The sequence below is a fragment of the Pseudomonas sp. HN2-3 genome (genome assembly GCF_020691745.1).
Taxonomy (GTDB): domain Bacteria; phylum Pseudomonadota; class Gammaproteobacteria; order Pseudomonadales; family Pseudomonadaceae; genus Aquipseudomonas; species Aquipseudomonas capeferrum.
Genome location: NZ_CP085704.1, coordinates 5,006,718 through 5,028,823, shown reverse-complemented (window position 1 = coordinate 5,028,823; position 22,106 = coordinate 5,006,718). Strand labels below are relative to the sequence as shown.

Below are 22,106 nucleotides of genomic sequence, written 5' to 3'. Positions count from 1 at the left end.
TATCTGAAAGGACTTCGAGAGATTTCCCACATGACCGTGGCCGGGAGGCGATTGACGAGCTGTATGCTTTCGCTGTTGCTGGCCGCCCTGTCGCTACCGGCAGGCCCTGCCTGGGCGGAATCCTCAGCCACCGCTGTGCAAGCACAGCAACGCGCCAAGGCCGTCACCCAGGTGGTGTTGGGAATCTTCAGCTACGCACGCTGGCCAGCCGAACCTGCGCCGTTGCGCCTGTGCCTGGTCGGCCCTACCGAGTACGCCGACGACCTGATCAAAGGGCATGTGCAGGAATCCGGGCGGCCTTTGCAGGTGCGTCGCCTGCTGGCTGACGATGCACAAGTCGCCCAGGCCTGCGATGCCATTTACATCGGCAAGCTCGATCAAGGCCAACGCGATCGGTTGTTCCAGCGCGTCAGCGGTCACCCGGTATTGAGCATCAGCGAGGCCGACGACCCCTGTACCGTCGGCAGCTTGTTCTGCCTGCGGGTCAGCGATCAGCAGGTCGCCTTTGAAGTGAACCTCGACTCCGTGGCCCGTTCGGGCGTACGCATCCACCCCAGCGTGCTGCAATTGTCCCGGCGCCGAGGTGCGCAGCCATGAAAGCTGCCAACAAGCGCATGCGCCCGACCCTGCGTTCGGTGCTCGGCCGTGGGCACCTCAATGTTGCCCTGCTCGCCGTAGGCCTGGTCGGTGTTTCGCTGACCGTGCTGGGCGTGCTTGCCCTGCAGGTCTATGCCAACCACAACCTGCACCTGATCGCCCGCTCGATCACCTACACCGTGGAAGCCGCCGTGGTGTTCGACGACCGCGTCGCAGCCAATGAGGCGCTGGCGCTGATCGCCAGTACCGAAGAGGTGGCCGACGCCAAGGTGTTCAACAATGACGGTGAGCAACTGGCCCACTGGCAACGCAACGACAGCGGCATGCTCGCCCACCTGGAAACCCTTGTCGCTACCACGCTGCTGGACGAACCGGTCAACCTGCCGATCCATCACCAGCAGCAAAAGGTCGGGCACATCGAGCTGATTGGCCAAGGCCGCAGCCTGTTGCTGTTCCTGCTCGGCGGGTTGGGCGGGATCCTGTTGTGCATGGTGCTCAGCGCAGTCATCGCCCTGTACTTGTCGCGGCGCCTGCTCGGCGACATCGTCCGGCCATTGCGCGGCTTGGCCAGCGTTGCTCATGCCGCGCGGCGCGAACGGCGCTTCGACCGTCGCGTGCCGGAGGCGCCGATCGCCGAACTCAACGAGCTGGGTAACGACTTCAACGCCTTGCTCGATGAACTGGAGGTGTGGCACAGCCACCTGCAGAGCGAAAACCAGACCCTGGCCCACCAGGCCAGCCATGACAGCCTGACCGGCCTGCCCAACCGCGCCTTCTTCGAAGGGCGCCTCAGCCGTTGCCTGCGCAATGCTGCGCGCCAGCAGGATCACCTGGCGGTGCTGTTCCTCGACAGTGACCACTTCAAGCAGATCAATGACAGCTTGGGCCATGCCGTAGGCGACGAGGTGCTGATCAGCGTTGCCGACCGCATCCGCGCCCAACTGCGTGAGCACGACCTGGTGGCGCGCCTGGGCGGTGACGAGTTTGCGGTGTTGCTGACGCCGCTGCATTCGCGTGAAGACGCCGAGCTCATCGCCGAGAAGATCGTCGCCAGCATGAAGCTGCCGGTGCAGTTGGACAGTGGCAGCAGCATTGCCACCTCGCTGAGTGTCGGCATCGCCTATTACCCGGTCGATGGCACTGACCCTGCCAGCCTGCTCGACGCCGCCGATGCGGCAATGTACCAGGCCAAGCGAAAACGCCGTGGCCAGTGGCAAGTGGCGCAGACGGAACGGTCCGCCGCCGAAATCAAAAACAGGAGTTGAACCCGTGATTCATCGTTTGCGTTTCCCCCTTTGGGCTTTGCTGCTCACCTTGCTCGCGCTGACCGGCTGCCAGAGCACACCGCCCAAGGGCCTGACTGCCGAGCAGATCGCCGTGCTCAAGCGCGAAGGCTTTGCCCCGACTGATGAAGGCTGGGCCTTCGATCTGTCGGGCAAGGTACTGTTCGGCAGTGACCTGGACGGCCTGAATAGCCAGAGCCAGGCGATTGTCGAGCGTATCGGCAAGGCACTGCTGGGGGTTGGTATCCAGGGTGTGCGGGTGGATGGGCACGCGGATGCCTCGGGCAGGGCGGCCTACAACCAGCAATTGTCCGAGCGCCGGGCGCAGAGTGTGGCCAGAACGCTGATCGGTATCGGCATGCCTGCGCAGAACATCCAGACCCGCGGCCTGGGCAGTACCCAACCGGTGGCCGACAACCGCAGCAGTGCCGGGCGCACCGAGAATCGACGGGTGTCGATTGTTGTCGCGTCGTACTGAGCGATCTCTTGCAGACCGACTCGGTCCCTGCAGGCGCTGGCTTGGCTGCGATCGAGGGCGCAGCCCTCGACTTGGCCGTCTAGCCGTAAGACATTTCTGAGTTTGAAACCAATTGCTTCGGGTTTCGGCATATAGCGAACTATCCTACGCCGCTGTCAGAAGTTGCCACGTAGGCGGGAAAGAGCCCCTGGGATAACGTCCCTGAGTCGCCGTTCAAGGCGATCGGGCTTGAGACCCCCGGACTACATGTGTTGGCACCGCTTCATGGCGGTCGTGCGCGGGCAGGCTTCGGCCTGGCCGGTATTCATGTGTCCCGGGTCTCAAACCGTGCACGACTGCCACCCAAATCCTTGAGACGAAGAGGGAGGCAGTTCCTGGTTTGCTTAAGGGAGCTCCATCATGAAAAAGCTCGTCCCCGATCCTCCTGCATCAACCCTTCTTCTGTTAGATCCTCCCCGCCTATCACTCCAAGATCCTCCTGGCATCGAGGAATGCGACCTGCTGATCCGAGCTTTGACTCTGACAGTGGAACAGACCACCACCGTTCTGATCGAGAGCGGTCCAAGCCTCATGCGCGACGCCATGGGCATGAATATCCGTCTGCTGTGCCGAGTGATCAACGCCCTTACCGATCACAAAAGTTCTCGCGCCACGGCTCAGGGAGTGTCTAGATGACCCACAATCCAAGAGACTCTTCGACAGCGGGTGTAGAAACCTTCGATCTGTTTCGCCTGCAACCAAACGTACCTTTCAAGCATGCTTTCTCTCAGCTGTCAGTGCTGCTCGGCTGCATTCGTCACCTGACCACTGAAGCTGAAATGGAGGATGACCGTGTGGCAGGAAGTGCAGCGAGAATCCTGAGCGAAATGGCGAAGGCGCTGATCGATGATATGGAGCGGGGCATGGGCAAGAATCTTCAATAGCCCGCAACAACCTGGGGCCGCGTTGCGGCCCATCGCAGGCCAAGCCAGCTCCTACCTGTACGGCGCCGTTGCTGAGGGCTGCATCATTCCTGAGCAAACCGCATCTCACGGGTTTCCCCCATCAACAACGGCGCATTCGCCTCGGTCACCCCACGGATGTAATCCCACAGCAGGGTAATGCGCTTCAACTTGCGCAAATCTTCCCGGCAATACATCCAGAATTGCCGCGTCACCTCGATCTGCTCTGGTAGCACCGTGACCAATCGCGGGTCTTGCGCCGCCAGAAAACACGGCAGAATCGCCAGCCCACGCCCCTGCAATGCTGCGGTGTACTGCGCAATCACGCTGGTACTGCGCAAATGCGCGTTGGCATTGGGGATCAGGTTGGCCAGGTACAGCAGCTCGGAGCTGAACGCCAGGTCATCCACGTAGCTGATGAAGGGGTGCTTGGCCAAATCCCCCACCTGGCGGATCGGCGCGTGGTTATCCAGGTACGCCTGGGTCGCATACAGCCGCAACCGGTAGTCGCACAGCTTGCAGCACACATAAGGGCCGTGCTCGGGCCGTTCCAGGGCAATGACGATGTCCGCCTCGCGCTTGGACAGGCTGATGAAGTGCGGCAGCGGCAGGATATCCACCGAAATGGCCGGATACGCATCGACGAAGTGGCTCAGTTGCGGCGTGACGAAGAAGCTGCCGAAACCTTCGGTGCAGCCCATGCGCACATGCCCCGACAACGCCACCCCCGAGCCTGACACCTGCTCGCATGCCATGTGCAGCGTGCTCTCGATCGACTCGGCATAGCCCAGCAAACGCTGGCCTTCGGCGGTAAGCACGAAGCCGTTGGTCCGGGACTTCTCGAACAACAGCGTGCCCAGCGCCCCCTCCAGCGACGTGATGCGCCGTGACACCGTGGTGTAGTCGACGCTCAGGCGCTTGGCGGCGCTGCTGGCTTTGCGGGTGCGTGCCACTTCGAGGAAAAACTTCAGGTCGTCCCAGTTGAGCGAGCTGAGGGATGTGAGGTCTTTTTGCATGATGATCCGGTTTTTTTGTGCGTTCTTGTTGGATGTTTGCACATCTATACTCGAAACAAGCCCCAGGACGCCACCTCGCGTTTGCACGGCGCTGGCGATCTCGACCCGACAATAATTCCAAGGAGAACCCAGATGAACGCACCTCAATCCCCCGACCAGACCAAGGTCGAGCAGGTCAAGCTGCTGATCGATGGCCAGTGGGTCGAATCCAAGACCGACGAGTGGCGCGATATCGTCAACCCGGCCACCCAGCAAGTGCTGGCGCGGGTGCCGTTCGCCACCGTCGAAGAAGTCGACGCTGCCGTGGCGGCTGCCCATCGCGCCTTCAAGACCTGGCGTGACACCCCGATCGGCGCGCGCATGCGCATCATGCTCAAGCTGCAGGCGCTGATCCGCGAACATTCCAAACGCATCGCCCAGACCCTCAGCGCCGAGCAGGGCAAGACCATTGCCGATGCCGAAGGCGATATCTTCCGCGGCCTGGAAGTGGTCGAGCATGCGGCGTCCATCGGCACCTTGCAGATGGGCGAATTCGCCGAGAACGTAGCCGGCGGCGTCGACACCTACACCCTGCGCCAGCCCATCGGCGTGTGCGCGGGCATCACCCCGTTCAACTTCCCGGCCATGATCCCGCTGTGGATGTTCCCCATGGCCATCGTCTGCGGCAACACCTTCGTGCTCAAGCCTTCCGAACAGGACCCGCTGTCGACCATGATGCTGGTCGAGCTGGCGCTCGAAGCCGGCGTGCCGGCCGGTGTGCTCAACGTGGTGCACGGTGGCAAGCAGGTGGTGGATGCGATTTGCACCCATCAGGACATCAAGGCGATCTCGTTCGTCGGTTCCACCGAAGTCGGCACCCACGTCTACAACTTGGGCAGCCAGCACGGCAAGCGTGTGCAGTCGATGATGGGCGCGAAGAACCACGCCGTGGTACTGCCTGACGCCAACCGCACCCAGACCGTCAATGCCCTGGTCGGCGCGGCCTTTGGTGCTGCCGGCCAGCGTTGCATGGCCACCTCGGTGGCGGTGCTGGTGGGCAAGGCCCGCGAGTGGCTGCCGGACATCAAGGAGGCCGCGAGCAAGCTCAAGGTCAATGCAGGGTCCGAGCCGGGTACCGACGTCGGGCCGGTGGTCTCCAAGCGTGCCAAGGAGCGGGTGCTGGGCTTGATCGAAAGCGGCATCAAGGAAGGCGCCAAGCTCGAACTCGATGGCCGCGACGTCAAAGTGCCAGGCTATGAGCAAGGTAACTTCGTCGGCCCAACCCTGTTCTCCGGGGTTAAAACCGACATGCAGGTCTACACCCAGGAAATCTTCGGCCCGGTGCTGGTAACCCTGGAGGTCGATACCCTCGATGAGGCCATCGCCCTGGTCAACAGCAACCCGTTCGGCAACGGCACTGGCCTGTTCACCCAGAGCGGCGCGGCGGCGCGCAAGTTCCAGAGCGAGATCGATATCGGCCAGGTCGGCATCAACATCCCGATCCCGGTGCCGGTGCCGTACTTCAGCTTCACCGGCTCGCGCGGCTCCAAGCTCGGCGACCTCGGCCCGTACGGCAAGCAAGTGGTGCAGTTCTACACTCAGACCAAGACCGTCACCGCCCGCTGGTTCGATGACGACAGCGTCAATGACGGTGTGAACACCACCATCAGCCTGCGCTAAGGAGTTCGCCATGCGTATCGCATTCATCGGCCTGGGCAACATGGGCGCGCCCATGGCCCGCAACCTGATCAAGGCCGGGCATCAGCTGAACCTGTTCGACCTGAACAAGACCGTGTTGGCCGAGCTCGCCGAACTGGGCGGGCAGGTCAGCCCTTCACCCAAGGAAGCAGCGGCCAACAGCGAACTGGTGATCACCATGCTGCCGGCCGCAGCCCATGTGCGCAGCGTCTACCTGAACGATGACGGCGTGCTGGCCGGCGTACGCCCCGGCACACCGACTGTGGACTGCAGCACCATCGACCCGCAGACCGCCCGTGAGGTGTCCAAGGCCGCAGCGGCCAAGGGCGTCGACATGGGCGATGCACCGGTCTCCGGTGGCACCGGCGGCGCGGCGGCCGGCACCCTGACCTTCATGGTCGGTGCCAGCGCCGAGCTGTTCGCCACGCTCAAACCGGTGCTGGAGCAGATGGGCCGCAACATCGTGCATTGCGGTGAGGTGGGTACCGGGCAAATTGCCAAGATCTGCAACAACCTGCTGCTGGGCATTTCGATGATCGGCGTGTCCGAGGCCATGGCCTTGGGTAATGCACTGGGCATCGACACCCAGGTGCTGGCCGGCATCATCAACAGCTCGACCGGCCGTTGCTGGAGCTCAGACACGTACAACCCATGGCCCGGCGTGATCGAGACCGCGCCTGCTTCACGCGGGTACACCGGCGGCTTTGGCGCCGAGTTGATGCTCAAGGACCTGGGGCTGGCTACCGAGGCTGCCCGTCAGGCGCACCAGCCGGTGATTCTCGGGGCTGTGGCCCAGCAGTTGTATCAGGCGATGAGCCTGCGCGGGGAGGGTGGCAAGGACTTCTCGGCCATCGTCGAGGGGTACCGCAAAAAGGATTGACGAGCGAGGTGGACTTCATCGCGGGCCAGGCGGCCTTCCCTCTGTAACTGCGCACCAGAGGGAAGGGCACCTGCTCCGCGATTTTTTTTGCCCAGGATTTACGGATGCTGAAGGTGCCCTGCGTAAGCAGGGCTTGGCTATCAGGCGAAAACGAAGTACTTGCGCACGGTCTCGACCACTTCCCAGGTGCCTTTCATCCCGGGTTCGATCACGAATACATCACCTGCCTTCAGGTGCTTCGGCTCTTCGCCTTCCGGGGTGATGATGCAGTAGCCATCGAGGAAGTGGCAGAACTCCCACTTGTCGTAGTTGACCTCGAACTTGCCCGGGGTGCAGATCCAGGTGCCCATGATCTTGCTGCCGTCGGCCGACAGGTAGGCATTGAGGTTGACGGTGTGCGGATCGCCGCCGATGCGCTTCCACTTGGTGGCGTCCACGACCGGCGTCGGGCAGGTCTCGCGCAGGACGGTGATGAAATCGGACATGGCACAACTCCTGGTGACTGGATGAATGACCCGTCACCATAGGGCTATCGGCCGGGCCGCAGTTGCCTGGGCTCGACGTCCAGGTGCCTGACCGCGCTATATCTGGTCTTCCGAGGGTATACGCGGCACCTGTAGGCGCTGGCTTGCCTGCGATGGGCCGCATAGCGGCCCCGGCGTGTCAGAGCCGCTCATTACTCAAGCCCACCAGTACCGCACGAAGTGAAAGAACACCGGCGCCGCAAAGCACACCGAGTCCATCCGGTCGAGCATGCCGCCGTGGCCTTCGATCATGTGCCCCCAGTCCTTCACCCCACGGTCACGCTTGATCGCCGACATCACCAACCCGCCAAAGAAGCCCATGGCGTTGACGGTCAGGGCCATCAGGGCCGCCTGCCAGAAGTTGAACGGGGTGATCCAGCACAGCAGGGCGCCGATCAAAGTGGCCAGTGCCACGCCACCGACCAGGCCTTCGAGGGTTTTCGAGGGGGACAGGTTGGGCGCCACCTTGCGTTTGCCGAACAGCTTGCCGCACACGTACTGCAACACGTCGCTGATCTGCACCACCAGGATTAGCCAGGCGATCAGCAGCAGGTTGCGGCCCTCGAAACCCGGGATATCAAGCGTCATCAGCGCGGGCACGGAGGAAACGCAGTACACCGCGATCATCAGCCCCCACTGCACCTTCGATGCGCGCTCCAGAAAGCGTGTGGTATCGCCACCGAAGCTGGCCAGGATCGGCAGCAGCAGGAACAGGTACACCGGAATGAAGATGCTGAACAGGCCGTACCAGTCCATGGCAATCAGCAGGTACTGCACCGGCAGCGCCACATAGAACGCGGCGACCAGCGCCGGGTAGTCGCTGCGCCGGGTCGGGGTCAGCGTCATGAACTCGCGCAGGGCGTAGAACGACACGCCATAGAACAGCACGATCACGCCGTACTTGCCAAATACGAAGGCGATGCCGATCACCAGCACCATCACCCACCAGGCGTTGATGCGGGCATTGAGGTTGTCGATCACCGCATGCGGCGCCGGGCCGGCACGCCACTTGAGCAGGCGGCCGATCACGCTGGCGAGTAGCAGCAGGGCGCCGATGCCGGCGAACAGGGAAAGTGTGTTGTCATCCATGTCAGGCATCCTTCGGCGCCAGGTTCAGCAGGGCCTGGCTGGCCCGCTGCAGAAAGGCCTGCTTGCTTTCATCAGCGTGCAGGTTCAGGGGTTCGCCGAAGCTCAATGTGCACAGCAGCGGCAATGGCAGGGCGCGGCCCTTTGGCATGACCCGGTTGAGGTTGGCGATCCACACAGGCACCAACTCGACCTCGGGGTTGGCTGCGGCCAGGTGGAACAGCCCGCTTCTGAACGGCATGAGCGGTTCGTCGCCAAGGTTGCGGGTGCCCTCCGGGAAGAAGATCAACGAGTCGCCTTGGGCCACCGCTTCGAGTATTGGCTGCAGGGGGCTGCCTTGGCCTTCTGTGCGCTGTCGCTCGATCAATATGCCGTTGAAGACTTTGCGGATGAGAAAATCGCGGATGCCGGGCTTTGCCCAGTAGTCGGCTCCGGCCACTGGGCGGGTGCGCTTGCGCAGGGGTTCTGGCAGCGACGCCCACAGCAGCACGAAGTCGCCGTGGCTGCTGTGGTTGGCGAAGTACAGGCGTTGCACCGGCAACGGCGTGCAGCCGAGCCACAAGGCACGGGCACCGGTGATCAGCCGGGCGGCGGAGGTGATGACGAAGGCGGTCAGGGTCGCAAGCATGGGGCGGTAGTCATCCGGTAAAAGGCAGTGTCAGCAGGGTAGCCAAGGTCAGCGACAGTTGCAGGCCCAGGCACGCGGCCTGACGGCGCAGCAGGGCCAGCGCGGCGTGGCTGCGGGCGGGCCAGTCGCGGCTGTCGGTGGCATGCGGTTTGAGGTTGAGGTCGAACAGGGCGCGGTCCAGGGCCTGGGTGTCGGCTGGCAGGTCAGGGCTGCTGGCGAGGCGGGCGAACAGCTCGGCGTCCAGCGCGACGCGGATGGCCCAGTACTTGTGCAGCACACCCAGCACCAGCAACACGGCGCACAACAGGCTGGCCAGGGCAGGCAGTTGTGCGCCCAGCAAGGGGGCCAGGCCATAGCCCAGGGCCAACAGGGTGATGCCGTCCGACAGGTGCTCCAGCTGACGGCCACGGGCCAGCAGGCTGGCGATCAGGTGCAGGCTCATCGCTGCGCGCCTAGCTGTTGCAGCACCTGCCGATGGGCGGGGTGCAAGACCACGCCAGGGCGGGCCTGGCGAACCCGCTGCTCGGCTTGCTCTGCGTCGGGGCAGCGGCCAGTGAGCAGTAGCCACGCCGCCACGGCGCTGGCGCTGCGCGAGTAACCCAAGGCGCAGCAGACCAGCAAGGGGCCTTGAGGGCGCAGTTGCTCGATGGCGGCGGCGGCGTCGTGCAGCAGGGTGCTGTCGGGGGCGATCAGGTCCAGGGTGGCGAGCGCTCGATAGCCCTGCTGCGCGAAGGGGCCAGTGCCGGCCGAACGGCGCGGCAGCTCTGCGCAAAGGTCGACGATGGCAGCGAACTGCCCACCTTCGCCACGCCCAGGTAGCCGCCCCAGGAATACACCGTCACATACCGCGTCTGGCTGCGGACGGCGCCAGGTCCATAGCCGTGAGTTGATCCACGCCCCGATCAGGTAGGGCGCCATCAGCCAGGAGGCAGCAGCCGACAAGCGCCCCTGCGTGTCTTTCTGAAAACCGCCGGCACCGAACACGCTGTAGTTCAGCGCCACCAGCAGCAGCGCCACGCCAGGCCATGCCAACCACAGCCATGCGCCACCTGCCGTGAACACCGCCAGCGCGCACAGCAACGCCCCCAAACCGTAGTAGAGCGCAAGCCGCCAACATTTACGATCGCGCGCCAGCCGCGCCTGCTGCCACGGCAACAGCCCTTGGCGCGGCCATAGCCACAGGCAGGCAAACCCCGCCAGCGCGCCGGTGGGCACGTCGATGAAATGATGCTGCCAGGTGGTCAGCACCGACACGCCGATCAGCGCCATCCAGCTGTGCATGGCCCAGCGCCAGGGCTGGCGGTGCACGTGCCGGGCGAACATCGCCCAGATGATCACCAGCAAGGCGATATGCAGCGATGGCGCCTGGTTGTAAGGCTTGTCGAAGCCCATCAGCACATCGAACAACCCGCCATACAGCCCACCTATCTCGGGCCGTTCGAAGGTGAAGCGCAGCGGCCAGAGCAAGAAGCAGCTCACGCTGATCACCTGTGCCGTGAGCAACGCCAGGGCATGCCGGTCCATCTCCCGGCGGGTGCGCGGCAGCAGGAACGACAAGCCATACAGCAGGTCGATCGACCAGTACGGGATGATCGTCCACGGCCACAGCGGCATGTGCTGTTCCCAGCCGAATACCAGGCTGCCGACATCACTGCGCCCGGCGGTGTGGGTGTTCACCAGCCCATAGCTGAGGAAGAAGAACGGCCCCAGCAGCAGGAGCCAGAGCACGCCACGGCGGATCAGCCCGGGCTCACGCGGTGGGTTCATTCACGCACCCGTTGCGCCAGGCTGACGCTGAAGATGCCCCATTCGTCGATGCGCTGGGCCAGCTTGCGAAAGCCCGCCGCCTCGACCAGTTGGTCCATCTCTGCCTGGCTGCGCCGGCGCATTACCCACGCTTCGCCGCCGCGGTGGCTGGTCAGGGCGCGGGCGATCATTTCCAGTTGCGGGTGCCAGGGCTGGCCGGTGTAGACCAGGTAACCGCCCTCTTCGACGGCATCGGCCAGGCCAGCGAGAGAGTTGCCTACCTGGGTGTTGCTGGGGAACAGTTCGTACAGGCCGGATACCACCGCCAGCGTAGGGCCTGGCTGCAGCGCCGCGAGGCTGGCGCGGTCGAAGGCATCGCCCTGGACGAAGCGGGCAACCTCGGCCAGGCCTTTTTCGGCGATCAATGCGCTGCCTTGTTGCACGTTCAGCTCGCTGTAGTCGCGCAGCAGGATCGAGTCTGGCAGTTGTTCGAGGTCCTGCAGGGCTTCGAGGATGTAGCGACCATGGCCGGCGGCGATGTCGACGATATGCACCGGCCGTTGCTGCGCGCGCAGGCGGGTGATGGCCTCGCGCAGCAGCGCTTCGACGTGCACTTTGCGCTGGCGTATGCCGCGCCAGCCAATGGCGTCGAGGTAGTTGCGGTCGATCATGCGGCCCAGCGTGCCTTTGCCTGTTGCCTGGTTGCGGTAGACGTAGTCGAGGGTGCTGCCGGAGTCGAAGCCGGTGTCGAACCCCAGCTTCACGCCTTCGGCCAGCCCTTGGCCCAGGCGCAGGCCGGCGCGGGTGGCACGCCAGTAGAGGTCGCGGGGCGAGTTGCGCGGCAAGGGCGCGGCCAGGCTCTCGGCCTCTGCGCAGCTGGCGCCGACCTTGTCGGCATCGAGCAGCGAAGGGGCCTGCACAGGGCTGTCGAAGCAATGCCCGACGAAACGCTCGATACGCCTGAGTGCATGGGCGCGGTCGCGCTCACCGAGGGTGTCGTGGAAGAAGCCTGGGAGGGTGTGCATTTCCTTGCGCGCGCTGCCCAGGCGCTCGAAGAAGCGCACCTGCGGTTTGCGCTCGACCACCAGGTCGGCACCCGAGACCAGCAGCTGGGTCGGCACCTGGATCGCCTGGGCGTCCGCCACTACGCGGTCGGCCGCGTCGTACAGGCCCAACAGCATGGTCACCGAAATCGGCCGGCTGATCAGCGGGTCGGCCACATACGACATGACCCGCTCGGGGTCGTGGGTGAGTAGGCGCGGCTTGACGTAGCTGTTGACGAAGAAGTTGCCGCGCACGGCCTTGAGCAGTTTCAGGCCAGGGCGTGCGAAGGGCACGTACAGCTTGACCTTGAACGCCGGCGAGGCCAGCACCAGGCAGCGCACCTTGGGCGCGTAGTCGTGCGCCCAGGTGGCGATCAGTACGGCACCGACGCTTTGCGCCAGCACCACCATGTCCTGCTCGGCGATGCCATGCACGGTCTGCAGATGCTCGATGAAGGTCTGCACGTCGCGCACGCTGGTGGCGAACCCCGGGCTGTCGCCGCGGGCACCCGGCGACTGGCCGTGGCCGCGGGCGTCCCAGGCGAAAAAGTCGAAGCCCGGCATGTCCAGTTCGTCGGCCAGGTGGGCCATGCGCCCACCGTGTTCGTGGCCACGGTGGAACATCACCACGGCACGGCGTGGCTGGTGTTCGTTGCGGGTAGCGGGCCAATGACGGTAGTGCAGCTCGACACCGTCATGGGTGGAGAAATGCAGCGATTGCGCTTGGCGCATGGCGAGAATCCTTGTCCGGGGCGATGGGCTCAGCGGGCTTCGGCCAGCCCTCGGCGAACCCGGTTGTAGAGGGTATAGAGCGAGAGCGCGAAGATGACCAGCAAGAGGCCGTTCAGCCAGTTGGCATCGAGCAGGCCGAAGGCTACGGCGGTGCCCAGCACGCCGAAGGCAAATGCCCGGTCGCTCTTGCCCATCGGCCCGTCGTAGCGCCTGGATGCGCCTGCCAGCGGGCCCATTACCCCGGCGTATTCGCTCACCGTGGCGCTCAGTACCACCAGCACCACCAGGCTCGGCCAGACGCCGGCCAACAGGGCGAAGGGCAGGTACAGCGCGGCGTCGGCGATCACGTCGCACAGTTCGTTGAGGTAGGCGCCGAGCCTGGATTGCTGGCCGAATTCGCGCGCAAGCATGCCGTCGACGGCATTGAGGGCCATGCGCAGCAGCATCCACACCGGGATCAGGATGAACAGCCAAGTGATGTGGCTGAGGCCTGCCAGCAGCAGGCCCAGCAGGACCGACACCAGGCCGGCGGCGACGGTGACCTGATTGGCGGTGACGCCGCGCTCGTGGAGGCGCTTCACGCCGGGGCGGAGCAGGGCCTGGAAGCGGGGCTTGAGCTGGTAGATCGATGGCACTGGAAACTCCTTTTCTTGGTGCAGCCTGATTGTGGGCAAAGAGCCCGCCTGGCGGCAAGCGCGGTCGCCAAATTTGCGCGCCTACAAAACCGCGCTTGGCCGGCTGGTCAAGCGCCTGACCAAACCCGCGGCATACCCCGGCAATGCGGCGAAGTCCCGTGCACACACCAGCAGCCGGCGATTGGCCCAGCCCTCGTGCAGCGCCACCCAGTGCAGCGGCAACAGCCCTTGCCAGCGCTTCACCGAAGCCAGTGGCACCACCCCCACCCCCGCGCCGCCCGCGACCATGCGCAGCACCCCATCGAAGCCATCGGCCCGCACCCGTACGCGCATACGCCTGCCCGCACGCAGTGCCTGTTCCTCCAGGTACAACGCCAAGGCGCTGTCCGCCCCCAGCCCGACATGGCCATGGGCGAGGCTGTCGATGAAGCTCGGGGCAGGGTGCGCCGCCAAGGGGTGCTCAAGGGGTGTCACCAGCACCAGTGGGTCATCGCGAAACGGCAGGGTCTGCAGATGCTCACTGGGCGCTGCGCTCGAGATGATCCCCAGGTCCGCCATGCCCTGAGTGATCGATTGCACGATGTGCAAGCTCGGCAGCTCCTGGACATCGACACTGACGGCGGGGTGGTCGGCGAGGTAGCAGGCCAGCAACTCGGGCAAGTATTCGGTCAGCGCCGCCGTGTTGCACAGCAGCCGTACCTGGCCTTGCAGGCCCTGGGCATAGTGAGCCAGGTCGAACTGCAGGCGCTCGACCTGCTGCCCGATCAGCCGGGCATGTTGCAGCAACGCTTGGCCGGCTGGGGTCGGCTGTACGCCACGGCGATTACGCGCGAGCAGCGGTGTACCCAGGGAGGCTTCCATGGCGCGAATACGGGCGCTGGCAGCGGGCAGCGACAGGTGGCTGCGGCGCGCGCCGGCAGTGATGTTGCCGCACTCCAGGGTGTGCCGGAAAAGCGCGAGGTCAATCAGGTCGAAGTGCATGTGCCTCTGTCCTGGCGATAGTCTGGCTGAGTATATGGCAGATTTTCAGCCAGCCAGCCGCACGCCATCATGGCGGCATGAATACCTTGATCGCGTTCTATCAGACCCTCGGCCCGGCATTGACTTTGCTGGTGGTGATTACCTTCCTGCTGGCAGGCACCGTCAAAGGTGTCATCGGCCTCGGGCTGCCGACCATCGCCATGGGGCTGCTGGGGCTGGCTATGCCGCCCGCGCAGGCTGCCGCCTTGTTGATCGTACCTTCGACCCTCACCAACCTCTGGCAACTGGCGGCCGGGGGCCATCTGCTGGCACTGCTGCGGCGGCTGGGGCCAATGCTGGCGATGATCTTCGTCGGCACCCTGGCCGGCAGCGCCTGGTTGGGCATCAACAGCGGCCCCTGGGCGGTGCATGCGCTTGGCGCAGCGCTGGTGGCCTATGCCGTGTATGGGCTGATTGGCCCTGGGCTGAGCGTGGCGCACAGGCGGGAGTGGTGGCTAGGGCCGATCTGCGGGCTGGTGACGGGCGTGGTAACGGCCGCTACCGGGGTGTTCGTGATGCCGGCAGTGCCGTACCTGCAAAGCCTGGGTTTGAACCGTGACGAGATGATCCAGGCGCTGGGCCTGGCGTTCACGGTCTCGACCGTGGCATTGGCCCTGGGCCTGGCCGGGCAAGATGCTTTGGGCGGCCAGGCGCTGGGTGCGTCATTGCTGATGCTGGCGCCAGCGCTGGTGGGCATGCTGGCGGGCCAGTGGTTGCGCCAGCGCATCAGCGCGGCGCTGTTCAAACGCTGCTTCTTGATCGGCCTGGCCGTGCTCGGCGGCCATTTGCTGATCAACGGTTAGCAGAGGCGGCGCTGAGCATGTCGATCAACTGGACATCGAATTCGCGCTCCAGGTAGTCCATGCGCTTTTCGAAGAACGCGGCCATGTGCGGCAGGGCCGAGTGCACATCCAGTGCCGCCTTGTCTGCCCACACCTCGTAGAACACGAACAGGCTGGGGTCGGCCTTGTCGCGCAGCATGTGGTACTCGATACAGCCCGGCTCCTGGCGGCTTGGTTCGACATAGGCGCGGAATAGGGTTTCGAAGGCTTCGGCCATTTCCGGGCGGGTCTTGGCTTTGAGGATAAAAGCGTACTGCTCGCTCATGGATCGCTACTCGCTGATGAATGATGAAACGATTCTAAGGCAATAATGGCTTGGTCATTCGTGATTTCAAGTCAATTGTATTTTGCCTCATGCCTGCTTTTTCCCAGGCCAGCGACTCCCTAATCTGCCGGTCATCCCATTTGACTCGATCAAGGCAATCAGGCCTCGGATCGACATCGACACATCGAGGCCAGCATGAAAAAGATCCTTTTGCTCAACGGCGGTAAACAGTTCGCTCACTCCGATGGCCGCCTCAACGCGACCCTGCACGAAGCGGCGCTCGCTCATCTGGACCGTGCCGGTTTCGACGTGCGCCAGACCTTCATCGATGGTGGCTACGACGTGCAGGAGGAGGTCGAGAAGTTCCTCTGGGCGGATGTGGTGATCTACCAGATGCCCGGTTGGTGGATGGGCGCACCGTGGACGGTGAAGAAGTACATCGATGATGTCTTCACCGAAGGGCACGGCAGCCTGTACGCCAGCGACGGCCGGACCCGCTCGGATGCTTCGCAGAAGTACGGCAGCGGTGGCCTGATCCAGGGCAAGCAGTACATGCTGTCGCTGACCTGGAATGCCCCGCAGCAAGCGTTCGACAACCCTGGCGATTTCTTCGAGGGCAAGGGTGTGGACGCCGTGTACTTCCCGTTCCACAAGGCCAACCAGTTCCTCGGCATGACCGGGTTGCCGACCTTCCTGGCGGTGGATGTAATGAAGCGCCCGGATGTACCAGCGGCGTTGGCCGCTTATGAAGCGCACCTGGGCGAGGTGTTTGGCAAGGCTGCGTAAGCGCCTGTGACAGGGGCTGCACAGCAGCCACCTTGCACAGACCCCACTGACCCGCTATCTATCACCGCACACTCCAGCCAAGGCCAAGCGCGTGAAAACCCGATCCGAAGAACTCCAGGTATTCGTCGCCGTGATCGACTGCGGTTCGATCTCCGCCGCTGCCGAGCAGATGGGCCAGACCCCGTCCGCCGTCAGCCGCACCCTGTCACGCCTGGAGGCCAAACTCGGCACCACCTTGGTCAACCGCACCACCCGGCGCATGGACCTGACCGAAGAAGGCCGTTTCTTCCTGGCGCGCTCGCGGGTGATTCTGGAACAGATGGACGAGATGGAAGAGCGCCTGTCGATGAACCGCCAGACCGCCACCGGGCGCCTGCGCATCAACGCCGCTGCGCCGTTCATGCTGCATGCCATCCTGCCCTGGATCGGCGAATTCCGCCGCCAGTACCCCGGCATCGAGCTGGAACTCAACACCGACGACCTGATCATCGACCTGCTGGAGCAAAGCACCGATGTGGCGATCCGCATCGGTGAGCTGGCCGATTCCAGCCTGCACGCCCGCAACCTGGGCTGCAGCCCGGTGCAGGTGCTGGCCAGCCCTACCTACCTGGAACGCCATGGCACGCCGCAGCACGTCGAAGACCTGGCCAACCACTGCCTGCTGGGGTTCAGCCAGCCTGAGTCGCTCAACCACTGGCCGTTGCGCCATGCCCAGGGCGACCGCTGGGCGATCCGCCCCGCGCTGATCGCCTCCAGCGGCGAGACCCTGCGCCAGTTGGCCCTGGCCGGGGAGGGCATCGTCAGCCTGTCGCACTTCATGACCCACGAAGACATCCGCAGCGGCCGCCTGCAGGTGCTGCTGGGCGATGCCAACAACGGGTACCGTCAGCCGATCCATGCGGTGTATTACCGCAACACCCAGCTGGCGCTGCGCATCCAGTGCTTCCTCGACTTCATCCAGCGCAAGCTGGCGATGTACGCCTGCTGAGTTGCCTGAACGCGACAAATCCTGCCCAAAGGCGGCGAAACTTCCTACGTTGGATTGCGCAGTCGACGCGCTTCGGCCTTACTGACTGATCAACAAAAACAACACCAAGGAAGTGTCATGCGTATTGTCCTGTTCCAGTCCATGGCCCTCGGAGCCGCTATCCTGAGCTGTTCCTCGGCCTTTGCGGCCACCCTTGAGGGTGGCGCAGTGGCCGCGCCTGATCAATATGGCGCACAGGTGGCCGCCGATATTCTGAAAAAAGGCGGCAACGCCGTGGACGCCGCCGTGGCAACGGCGTTCACCCTGGCGGTGACCTACCCTGAAGCCGGTAACATCGGCGGCGGTGGCTTCATGACCCTGTTCGTCGACGGCAAACCCTACTTCCTCGACTACCGCGAAGTGGCGCCCAAGGCCGCCAGCCGCAATATGTACCTGGACGACAAGGGCGAAGTGATCGAGAACCTGAGCCTGGTTGGCGTGCGCGCCGCCGGCGTGCCCGGCACGGTGATGGGGTTGTGGGAGGCGCACCAGAAGTTCGGCAAGCTGCCCTGGAGCGAGTTGCTGACCCCGGCCATCGGTTATGCGAAAAACGGCTTCAAGATCGCCGAAAAGCAATACCAGTACCGCAACGATGCCCAAGGCCTGTTCAAGACCGCGACCAATTTCAACGACTATTTCGGCACCATGAAGGTGGGCGAGCTGTTCAAGCAGCCCGAGATGGCCCAGACCCTCGAACGCATTGCCGACAAGGGCGTGAGCGAGTTCTACCAGGGCAAGACCGCCGACCTGCTGGTGGCGCAGATGCAGGCGGACAAAGGCCTGATCACCAAGCAAGACCTCAAGGACTACAAGGCCGTCTGGCGTGAGCCGATGGCCCTGAGCTGGCGTGGCAACGTGGTCTACACCGCGCCGCCGCCAAGCTCTGGCGGTGTGGCCCTGGCCCAGCTGCTGGGTATCAAGGAAGACCGTGCGGCGGACTTCAAAGGCGTCGCGCACAATTCTGCGCAGTACATCCACTTGCTGGCCGAGATCGAGAAGCGCGTGTTCGCCGACCGCGCCGACTACCTGGGTGACCCGGCGTTCACCAAGGTGCCGGTGGATCAATTGATTGCCAAGGATTACCTGGCCAAGCGCGCCGCGCAGGTCAACCCCAAGGCCATTTCGGCAACCGACGACGTCAAGCCGGGCCTGGAGCCGCACCAGACTACGCACTTCTCGATCGTCGACAAGCAGGGCAATGCGGTCAGCAACACCTACACCCTCAACCTCGACTACGGCAGTGGTGTAGTGGTCAAGGGCGCCGGCTTCCTGCTCAATGACGAGATGGACGACTTCAGCGCCAAGCCGGGGGCGGCCAATGCCTTTGGCGTGGTCGGCGGTGATGCCAACGCCATCGAGCCCGGCAAGCGCATGCTGTCATCCATGAGCCCAAGCCTGATGACCCGCGATGGCAAGGTCGAGCTGGTGATCGGCACGCCGGGCGGTTCGCGGATCTTCACGTCGATCTTCCAGGTGATGAACAACCTGTACGACTACGGAATGCCGCTTGAGAAAGCGGTGGCCGCACAGCGCGTGCACCATCAGTTGCTGCCCAAGGACACCCTTTATTTCGACAGCTATGCGCCGCTGACCGGGCCGGTAGCGGACGACCTTAAGAAAATGGGTTATGTGCTCGAAGACCAAGGCTGGGAGATGGGCGATATCCAGGCGATCCGGGTGAACGGAGACAAGCTTGAGACGGCTTCTGACCCGCGTGGGCGTGGGGTGGGGATGATCGTCAAGTAATTCTGTAGACTCAGTGCTGGCCTCTTCGCGGGACAAGCCCGCTCCCACAGGATTACCGCTGCCTTCCGAGAGCGTAAACCTGTGGGAGCGGGCTTGCCCCGCGAATGCTATCTAAAGGTCAAACGCGGAACTGGCTCACCAGCATCTGCAATTGCCCCCCCAACCGCGCCAGCTCAACACTGGACGCCGCCGTCTCGTCACTGGCCGCCGCGGTCTGCTCAGACACATCCCGCACATTCAGAATGCTCCGGCTGATTTCTTCCGCCACCGCGCTCTGCTCTTCCGCCGCCGCCGCAATCTGCTGGTTCATCGACTGAATGTTCGACACCGTGCCGGTGATGCTTTCCAGCGAGGCACCGGCCTTGCGTGCCAGTTCGACGCTGCTGTCGGTCAGGGTCCGGCTACCCTGCATGGCCGTGGCCACTTGCTGGGTGCCGTGCTGCAAGCTGGCGATCAGCTCTTCGATCTCTTCGGTGGACTTCTGCGTACGCTGCGCCAGGCCGCGCACTTCGTCGGCGACCACGGCAAAGCCGCGGCCCGCCTCGCCGGCACGGGCGGCTTCGATCGCGGCGTTCAGCGCCAGCAGGTTGGTCTGTTCGGCCACCGACTTGATCACGTCCATGACGCTGCCGATCTTCTGGCTTTCCTGCTGCAGCAGGCTCATGGCTTCAGTGGAGCGGTGCACTTCTGCGGCCAGGCGTTCGATCTGGCTGATTGCCTCACCGACCACACGGTCGCCGGCGCGGGCTTCGTCGTCGGCACCGGTGGCGGCATGCGAGGCCTGCTCGGCGTTGCGGGCGACTTCCTGAACGGTTGCCGCCATTTCATGCATCGCGGTGGCCACCTGGTCGGTTTCGACCTTCTGGCTGTTGGCACCTGCGCTGGTCTGTTCGGTAACGGCCGACAGCTCTTCGGCGGCGCTGGCGATCTGGGTGACGCCGTCGCGGATGCCGCTGATCAGTTCGCGCAGGGTGGTGCCCATGCGGGCGATGCCCTGTTGCAGCACGCCCAGCTCATCACGGCGGGTGACACGCAGGTCGTGTGTCAGGTCGCCGCCCGCGATGCGTTCCACCGCTTGCAAGGTTTCCTGCAGCGGGCGGGTGATCTGCCGGGTGATGAGCACCGCTGCCAGTACGCCTACCAGCAACGCCAGCAGGGTCGCGATGGCCTGCAGGCTGCGGGCCTGTGCACTCTCGATGTCGCGGCGCTCCAGCTGGATCTTGTACAGCGCGTCGCTGGTCTTGACGATGTCGGCGCCCTGGACGGTCATTTCTGCGCGTGCGCTGGTGATATCGGCGAGGGCATCGCGGAACTGACGCACGGCGTCACGGTAGGCCAGCACCGACTGTTCGAACTGTTGCAGGCGGGCATCAGCAGTGGGCAGTTGGCGCTTGAGGTTGTCGACCTCGGCCAGCGCCGCTTCGAGCTGGCGCAGCGCAGCCTGCTCGTTGGCCGCGCTGTTATCGGCAATGTAGCCGCGCACGTCGATGCGCACCTGCAGCAGTTGCTGGCGGGCCTTGCTGATCAGCTGGTACTGGGCCAGGCGCACGCTGTCACTTTCGAGGCGTGCCATGACGTCCTGGCTGAGGGCATCCATGGCCTGGTCGGCCTTGGCTGCAGAAACATTCATGGCATCGCGGGCGGCGCGGGTGGCGTTGTAGCCTGCGCGCATGGTGCCCAGCGACACCTTGTACTGGCTGATGGTCTGCCCAAGGTCGTGCAGCAGTTTGACGTTCTCCGGGCTCTTGAACGAGCCGACCAGGCGTTGCTGCTGGTTGCTGAAGGTATCCAGCTTGGCCAGGGTGTTGGCAGCCGCCGCATCGTCGCCGTTGGCAATCATGTACTGCAGGCGGGCAATGCGCAGGTCAGTCAGGTCCTTGTTGAGCTGGCTGATATCGCTCATCCAGTTGCTGCGGTCGATCAGGCTGCCGAGGCTGGTCCAGCCGGTCAGGGCCAGCAGGCCGGTGAGGATCAGCACCAGGCCGAAGCCCAGGCCGAGTTTGAGGTTGACGCTGATGTTGGCAAACCAGCTGTTCATGCACGCACTCCAGAAGTTGTTTTCGCTCTCTTGATCGTCGATCGCAAGGCGTTGTTGTTCTGGGTGCCCGCTGATTCGTGCAGGGGTTATCGGCAATGAATCTGGAAGCTGAAACGCTTTTTCAGCAGATTTGTAACCGGTCGTCCGGTTGAAGCGGGGGCTGCCAGGCAGCCCCGCAGGGTGTCACAGGTTACGTGCACTGAAGGTATCGCAGCTGTTCACTTCGCCCTCGGCAAAGCCAGCCTTGAACCAGCGCACGCGCTGCGCCGAGGTGCCGTGGGTGAAAGAGTCGGGCACCACGCGCCCCTGGCCTTTCTGCTGCAGGCGGTCGTCACCAATGGCGTTGGCCGCATTCAGTGCTTCCTCGACGTCACCTGGCTCCAGCCAGTTCAGGCGCTTTTGTGCCTGATACGCCCACACCCCGGCCAGGCAATCGGCCTGCAGTTCCTGGCGTACCAGCAAGCCGTTGTCGCCCTCCATGCGCTGCCCATTGCGACGGGCCGCATCAACCTTGGCCGACACGCCGAGCAGGGTCTGCACGTGGTGGCCGATTTCGTGGGCGATGACATAGGCCTGGGCGAAGTCGCCCGCTGCGGCGAAGCGGGTTTCCATCTCGCGGAAGAACGACATGTCCAGGTACACCCGCTGGTCGGCCGGGCAGTAGAACGGGCCCACCGCCGCCGAAGCGAAGCCGCAGGCAGAGTTGACCTGGCCGTTGAATAGCACCAGCTTGGGGTCGCGGTACTGCTTGCCGGCCTGGGAGAACAGCGCCTTCCAGGTGTCCTCGGTGTCACCCAGCACCGAGGCGACGAATTCGGCCTGCTGGTCATTGGCCGGCGGCGCCTTGGTGCCCACGCTGCTGGGGGCCTGCTGTTGCTGTTGCATTTGCCCGGTGAGCTGGCCAAGGATCTGCAGCGGGTCTTGCCCGGTGAGCCAGCCAATGCCCACGATCAGCAGGATCGCCCCCAGCCCCAGGCCCTTGCCGCCGCCAAAGCGCATGCCGCCACCACCGCCACCTTCGCCTCGGGCATCGACCACGTTGTCGCTGCGTCGGCCTTTTCGCCATTCCATGAATGCTCTCCGGAGCGTGAAACAAGAAGACAAAGATTAGTTCAC

23 protein-coding genes are annotated in these 22,106 nt (G+C 64.1%); 11 read left to right on the top strand and 12 right to left on the bottom strand.

Annotated elements, in window-relative coordinates; all coding sequences use genetic code 11:
- Positions 1–30 precede the first annotated feature (30 nt).
- The 5 genes from LJX93_RS22860 to LJX93_RS22840 all read left to right on the top strand — a co-directional run bounded on the left by LJX93_RS22860 (position 31) and on the right by LJX93_RS22840 (position 3,281).
- Positions 31–597, top strand: coding sequence for a YfiR family protein (locus tag LJX93_RS22860; RefSeq protein ID WP_033702982.1), 567 nt, complete (start codon positions 31–33; stop codon positions 595–597).
- Entirely contained in the window at positions 594–1,862 is a 1,269-nt protein-coding gene (locus LJX93_RS22855; protein ID WP_033702981.1) for a diguanylate cyclase domain-containing protein, read from the top strand. The genes LJX93_RS22860 and LJX93_RS22855 overlap by 4 nt, the downstream gene beginning before the upstream one ends.
- 4 nt (positions 1,863–1,866) lie before the next feature.
- The gene (locus LJX93_RS22850) at positions 1,867–2,358 is read left to right on the top strand and encodes an OmpA family protein (RefSeq protein WP_047582598.1); all 492 of its coding nucleotides are present in this window, start codon (positions 1,867–1,869) and stop codon (positions 2,356–2,358) included.
- A 399-nt stretch (positions 2,359–2,757) separates the two neighbouring features.
- Positions 2,758–3,033, top strand: a complete 276-nt coding sequence (locus tag LJX93_RS22845) for a hypothetical protein (RefSeq protein ID WP_227696434.1) — start codon at positions 2,758–2,760, stop codon at positions 3,031–3,033.
- Positions 3,030–3,281: a DUF3077 domain-containing protein gene (locus LJX93_RS22840; protein WP_186658947.1), complete on the top strand. Its 252-nt coding sequence runs from the start codon at positions 3,030–3,032 to the stop codon at positions 3,279–3,281. Before LJX93_RS22845 ends, LJX93_RS22840 begins: the two co-directional genes overlap by 4 nt.
- An 83-nt stretch (positions 3,282–3,364) precedes the next feature.
- On the opposite strand, the gene LJX93_RS22835 is transcribed toward LJX93_RS22840, so the two are convergent.
- Positions 3,365–4,315 (bottom strand): LysR family transcriptional regulator, encoded by a 951-nt coding sequence (locus tag LJX93_RS22835; protein ID WP_033702979.1) that lies wholly within the window; start codon positions 4,313–4,315, stop codon positions 3,365–3,367.
- A 132-nt stretch (positions 4,316–4,447) separates the two neighbouring features.
- On the opposite strand from LJX93_RS22835, the gene LJX93_RS22830 reads away from it, so the two are divergent.
- Both LJX93_RS22830 and mmsB read left to right on the top strand, forming a co-directional pair.
- Positions 4,448–5,974: a CoA-acylating methylmalonate-semialdehyde dehydrogenase gene (locus LJX93_RS22830; RefSeq protein ID WP_033702978.1), complete on the top strand. Its 1,527-nt coding sequence runs from the start codon at positions 4,448–4,450 to the stop codon at positions 5,972–5,974.
- Positions 5,975–5,984: 10 nt separating this feature from the next.
- Positions 5,985–6,872 carry a 3-hydroxyisobutyrate dehydrogenase gene (gene mmsB / locus LJX93_RS22825; protein WP_033702977.1) on the top strand — a complete coding sequence of 296 codons (888 nt, stop codon included), beginning with the start codon at positions 5,985–5,987 and terminating at the stop codon, positions 6,870–6,872.
- Between the two features lie 140 nt (positions 6,873–7,012).
- Here the strand turns inward: mmsB and LJX93_RS22820 are convergent, their stop codons facing one another.
- From LJX93_RS22820 to LJX93_RS22785, 8 genes are all read right to left on the bottom strand, one after another.
- Complete coding sequence (locus tag LJX93_RS22820; RefSeq protein ID WP_003251579.1) at positions 7,013–7,357, bottom strand: cupin domain-containing protein; 345 nt, start codon at positions 7,355–7,357, stop codon at positions 7,013–7,015.
- Between the two features lie 195 nt (positions 7,358–7,552).
- A complete protein-coding gene (locus LJX93_RS22815; protein ID WP_033702976.1) occupies positions 7,553–8,485 on the bottom strand; it encodes a phosphatidate cytidylyltransferase in 933 nt (310 codons plus the stop codon).
- A gap of 1 nt (position 8,486) precedes the next feature.
- Positions 8,487–9,110 (bottom strand): lysophospholipid acyltransferase family protein, encoded by a 624-nt coding sequence (locus LJX93_RS22810; protein WP_033702968.1) that lies wholly within the window; start codon positions 9,108–9,110, stop codon positions 8,487–8,489.
- A gap of 10 nt (positions 9,111–9,120) precedes the next feature.
- Positions 9,121–9,552, bottom strand: coding sequence for a hypothetical protein (locus LJX93_RS22805; RefSeq protein WP_033702966.1), 432 nt, complete (start codon positions 9,550–9,552; stop codon positions 9,121–9,123).
- Positions 9,549–10,877, bottom strand: coding sequence for a phosphatase PAP2/dual specificity phosphatase family protein (locus LJX93_RS22800; RefSeq protein ID WP_033702965.1), 1,329 nt, complete (start codon positions 10,875–10,877; stop codon positions 9,549–9,551). Before LJX93_RS22800 ends, LJX93_RS22805 begins: the two co-directional genes overlap by 4 nt.
- Complete coding sequence (locus LJX93_RS22795; RefSeq protein ID WP_227696433.1) at positions 10,874–12,631, bottom strand: bifunctional alpha/beta hydrolase/class I SAM-dependent methyltransferase; 1,758 nt, start codon at positions 12,629–12,631, stop codon at positions 10,874–10,876. Before LJX93_RS22795 ends, LJX93_RS22800 begins: the two co-directional genes overlap by 4 nt.
- A 29-nt stretch (positions 12,632–12,660) precedes the next feature.
- Complete coding sequence (locus LJX93_RS22790) at positions 12,661–13,266, bottom strand: CDP-alcohol phosphatidyltransferase family protein (RefSeq protein ID WP_095064164.1); 606 nt, start codon at positions 13,264–13,266, stop codon at positions 12,661–12,663.
- Positions 13,267–13,347: 81 nt separating this feature from the next.
- Complete coding sequence (locus LJX93_RS22785) at positions 13,348–14,247, bottom strand: LysR family transcriptional regulator (protein ID WP_033702962.1); 900 nt, start codon at positions 14,245–14,247, stop codon at positions 13,348–13,350.
- A gap of 77 nt (positions 14,248–14,324) precedes the next feature.
- Here LJX93_RS22785 and LJX93_RS22780 point away from each other — a divergent pair, with 77 nt between their 5' ends.
- Positions 14,325–15,089 (top strand): sulfite exporter TauE/SafE family protein, encoded by a 765-nt coding sequence (locus LJX93_RS22780; RefSeq protein ID WP_227696432.1) that lies wholly within the window; start codon positions 14,325–14,327, stop codon positions 15,087–15,089.
- On the opposite strand, the gene LJX93_RS22775 is transcribed toward LJX93_RS22780, so the two are convergent.
- On the bottom strand, positions 15,079–15,393 hold the full coding sequence (locus LJX93_RS22775; RefSeq protein WP_033702960.1) for a putative quinol monooxygenase: 315 nt from the start codon (positions 15,391–15,393) through the stop codon (positions 15,079–15,081). The genes LJX93_RS22780 and LJX93_RS22775 overlap by 11 nt on opposite strands.
- 195 nt (positions 15,394–15,588) lie before the next feature.
- On the opposite strand from LJX93_RS22775, the gene LJX93_RS22770 reads away from it, so the two are divergent.
- From LJX93_RS22770 to ggt, 3 genes are all read left to right on the top strand, one after another.
- Positions 15,589–16,179: an NAD(P)H-dependent oxidoreductase gene (locus LJX93_RS22770; protein ID WP_047582607.1), complete on the top strand. Its 591-nt coding sequence runs from the start codon at positions 15,589–15,591 to the stop codon at positions 16,177–16,179.
- 91 nt (positions 16,180–16,270) lie between these two features.
- Positions 16,271–17,167, top strand: coding sequence for a LysR family transcriptional regulator (locus tag LJX93_RS22765; RefSeq protein ID WP_033702958.1), 897 nt, complete (start codon positions 16,271–16,273; stop codon positions 17,165–17,167).
- 117 nt (positions 17,168–17,284) lie between these two features.
- Entirely contained in the window at positions 17,285–18,952 is a 1,668-nt protein-coding gene (gene ggt, locus LJX93_RS22760) for a gamma-glutamyltransferase (RefSeq protein ID WP_033702957.1), read from the top strand.
- A 118-nt stretch (positions 18,953–19,070) separates the two neighbouring features.
- Here the strand turns inward: ggt and LJX93_RS22755 are convergent, their stop codons facing one another.
- On the bottom strand, positions 19,071–20,990 hold the full coding sequence (locus LJX93_RS22755) for a methyl-accepting chemotaxis protein (RefSeq protein ID WP_033702955.1): 1,920 nt from the start codon (positions 20,988–20,990) through the stop codon (positions 19,071–19,073).
- A gap of 183 nt (positions 20,991–21,173) precedes the next feature.
- Complete coding sequence (locus tag LJX93_RS22750; RefSeq protein WP_095064169.1) at positions 21,174–22,061, bottom strand: neutral zinc metallopeptidase; 888 nt, start codon at positions 22,059–22,061, stop codon at positions 21,174–21,176.
- Positions 22,062–22,106 lie beyond the last annotated feature (45 nt).

What these genes read in the sequence shown, in the direction of transcription:
- LJX93_RS22860 (WP_033702982.1), top strand. Translation starts at nt 31, where the DNA reads ATGACCGTGGCCGGGAGGCGATTGACGAGCTGTATGCTTTCGCTGTTG.
- LJX93_RS22855 (WP_033702981.1), top strand. Translation starts at nt 594, where the DNA reads ATGAAAGCTGCCAACAAGCGCATGCGCCCGACCCTGCGTTCGGTGCTC.
- LJX93_RS22845 (WP_227696434.1), top strand. Translation starts at nt 2,758, where the DNA reads ATGAAAAAGCTCGTCCCCGATCCTCCTGCATCAACCCTTCTTCTGTTA.
- LJX93_RS22840 (WP_186658947.1), top strand. Translation starts at nt 3,030, where the DNA reads ATGACCCACAATCCAAGAGACTCTTCGACAGCGGGTGTAGAAACCTTC.
- LJX93_RS22835 (WP_033702979.1), bottom strand. Translation starts at nt 4,315, where the DNA reads ATGCAAAAAGACCTCACATCCCTCAGCTCGCTCAACTGGGACGACCTG.
- LJX93_RS22830 (WP_033702978.1), top strand. Translation starts at nt 4,448, where the DNA reads ATGAACGCACCTCAATCCCCCGACCAGACCAAGGTCGAGCAGGTCAAG.
- mmsB (WP_033702977.1), top strand. Translation starts at nt 5,985, where the DNA reads ATGCGTATCGCATTCATCGGCCTGGGCAACATGGGCGCGCCCATGGCC.
- LJX93_RS22820 (WP_003251579.1), bottom strand. Translation starts at nt 7,357, where the DNA reads ATGTCCGATTTCATCACCGTCCTGCGCGAGACCTGCCCGACGCCGGTC.
- LJX93_RS22815 (WP_033702976.1), bottom strand. Translation starts at nt 8,485, where the DNA reads ATGGATGACAACACACTTTCCCTGTTCGCCGGCATCGGCGCCCTGCTG.
- LJX93_RS22810 (WP_033702968.1), bottom strand. Translation starts at nt 9,110, where the DNA reads ATGCTTGCGACCCTGACCGCCTTCGTCATCACCTCCGCCGCCCGGCTG.
- LJX93_RS22805 (WP_033702966.1), bottom strand. Translation starts at nt 9,552, where the DNA reads ATGAGCCTGCACCTGATCGCCAGCCTGCTGGCCCGTGGCCGTCAGCTG.
- LJX93_RS22800 (WP_033702965.1), bottom strand. Translation starts at nt 10,877, where the DNA reads ATGAACCCACCGCGTGAGCCCGGGCTGATCCGCCGTGGCGTGCTCTGG.
- LJX93_RS22795 (WP_227696433.1), bottom strand. Translation starts at nt 12,631, where the DNA reads ATGCGCCAAGCGCAATCGCTGCATTTCTCCACCCATGACGGTGTCGAG.
- LJX93_RS22785 (WP_033702962.1), bottom strand. Translation starts at nt 14,247, where the DNA reads ATGCACTTCGACCTGATTGACCTCGCGCTTTTCCGGCACACCCTGGAG.
- LJX93_RS22780 (WP_227696432.1), top strand. Translation starts at nt 14,325, where the DNA reads ATGAATACCTTGATCGCGTTCTATCAGACCCTCGGCCCGGCATTGACT.
- LJX93_RS22775 (WP_033702960.1), bottom strand. Translation starts at nt 15,393, where the DNA reads ATGAGCGAGCAGTACGCTTTTATCCTCAAAGCCAAGACCCGCCCGGAA.
- LJX93_RS22770 (WP_047582607.1), top strand. Translation starts at nt 15,589, where the DNA reads ATGAAAAAGATCCTTTTGCTCAACGGCGGTAAACAGTTCGCTCACTCC.
- ggt (WP_033702957.1), top strand. Translation starts at nt 17,285, where the DNA reads ATGCGTATTGTCCTGTTCCAGTCCATGGCCCTCGGAGCCGCTATCCTG.
- LJX93_RS22755 (WP_033702955.1), bottom strand. Translation starts at nt 20,990, where the DNA reads ATGAACAGCTGGTTTGCCAACATCAGCGTCAACCTCAAACTCGGCCTG.
- LJX93_RS22750 (WP_095064169.1), bottom strand. Translation starts at nt 22,061, where the DNA reads ATGGAATGGCGAAAAGGCCGACGCAGCGACAACGTGGTCGATGCCCGA.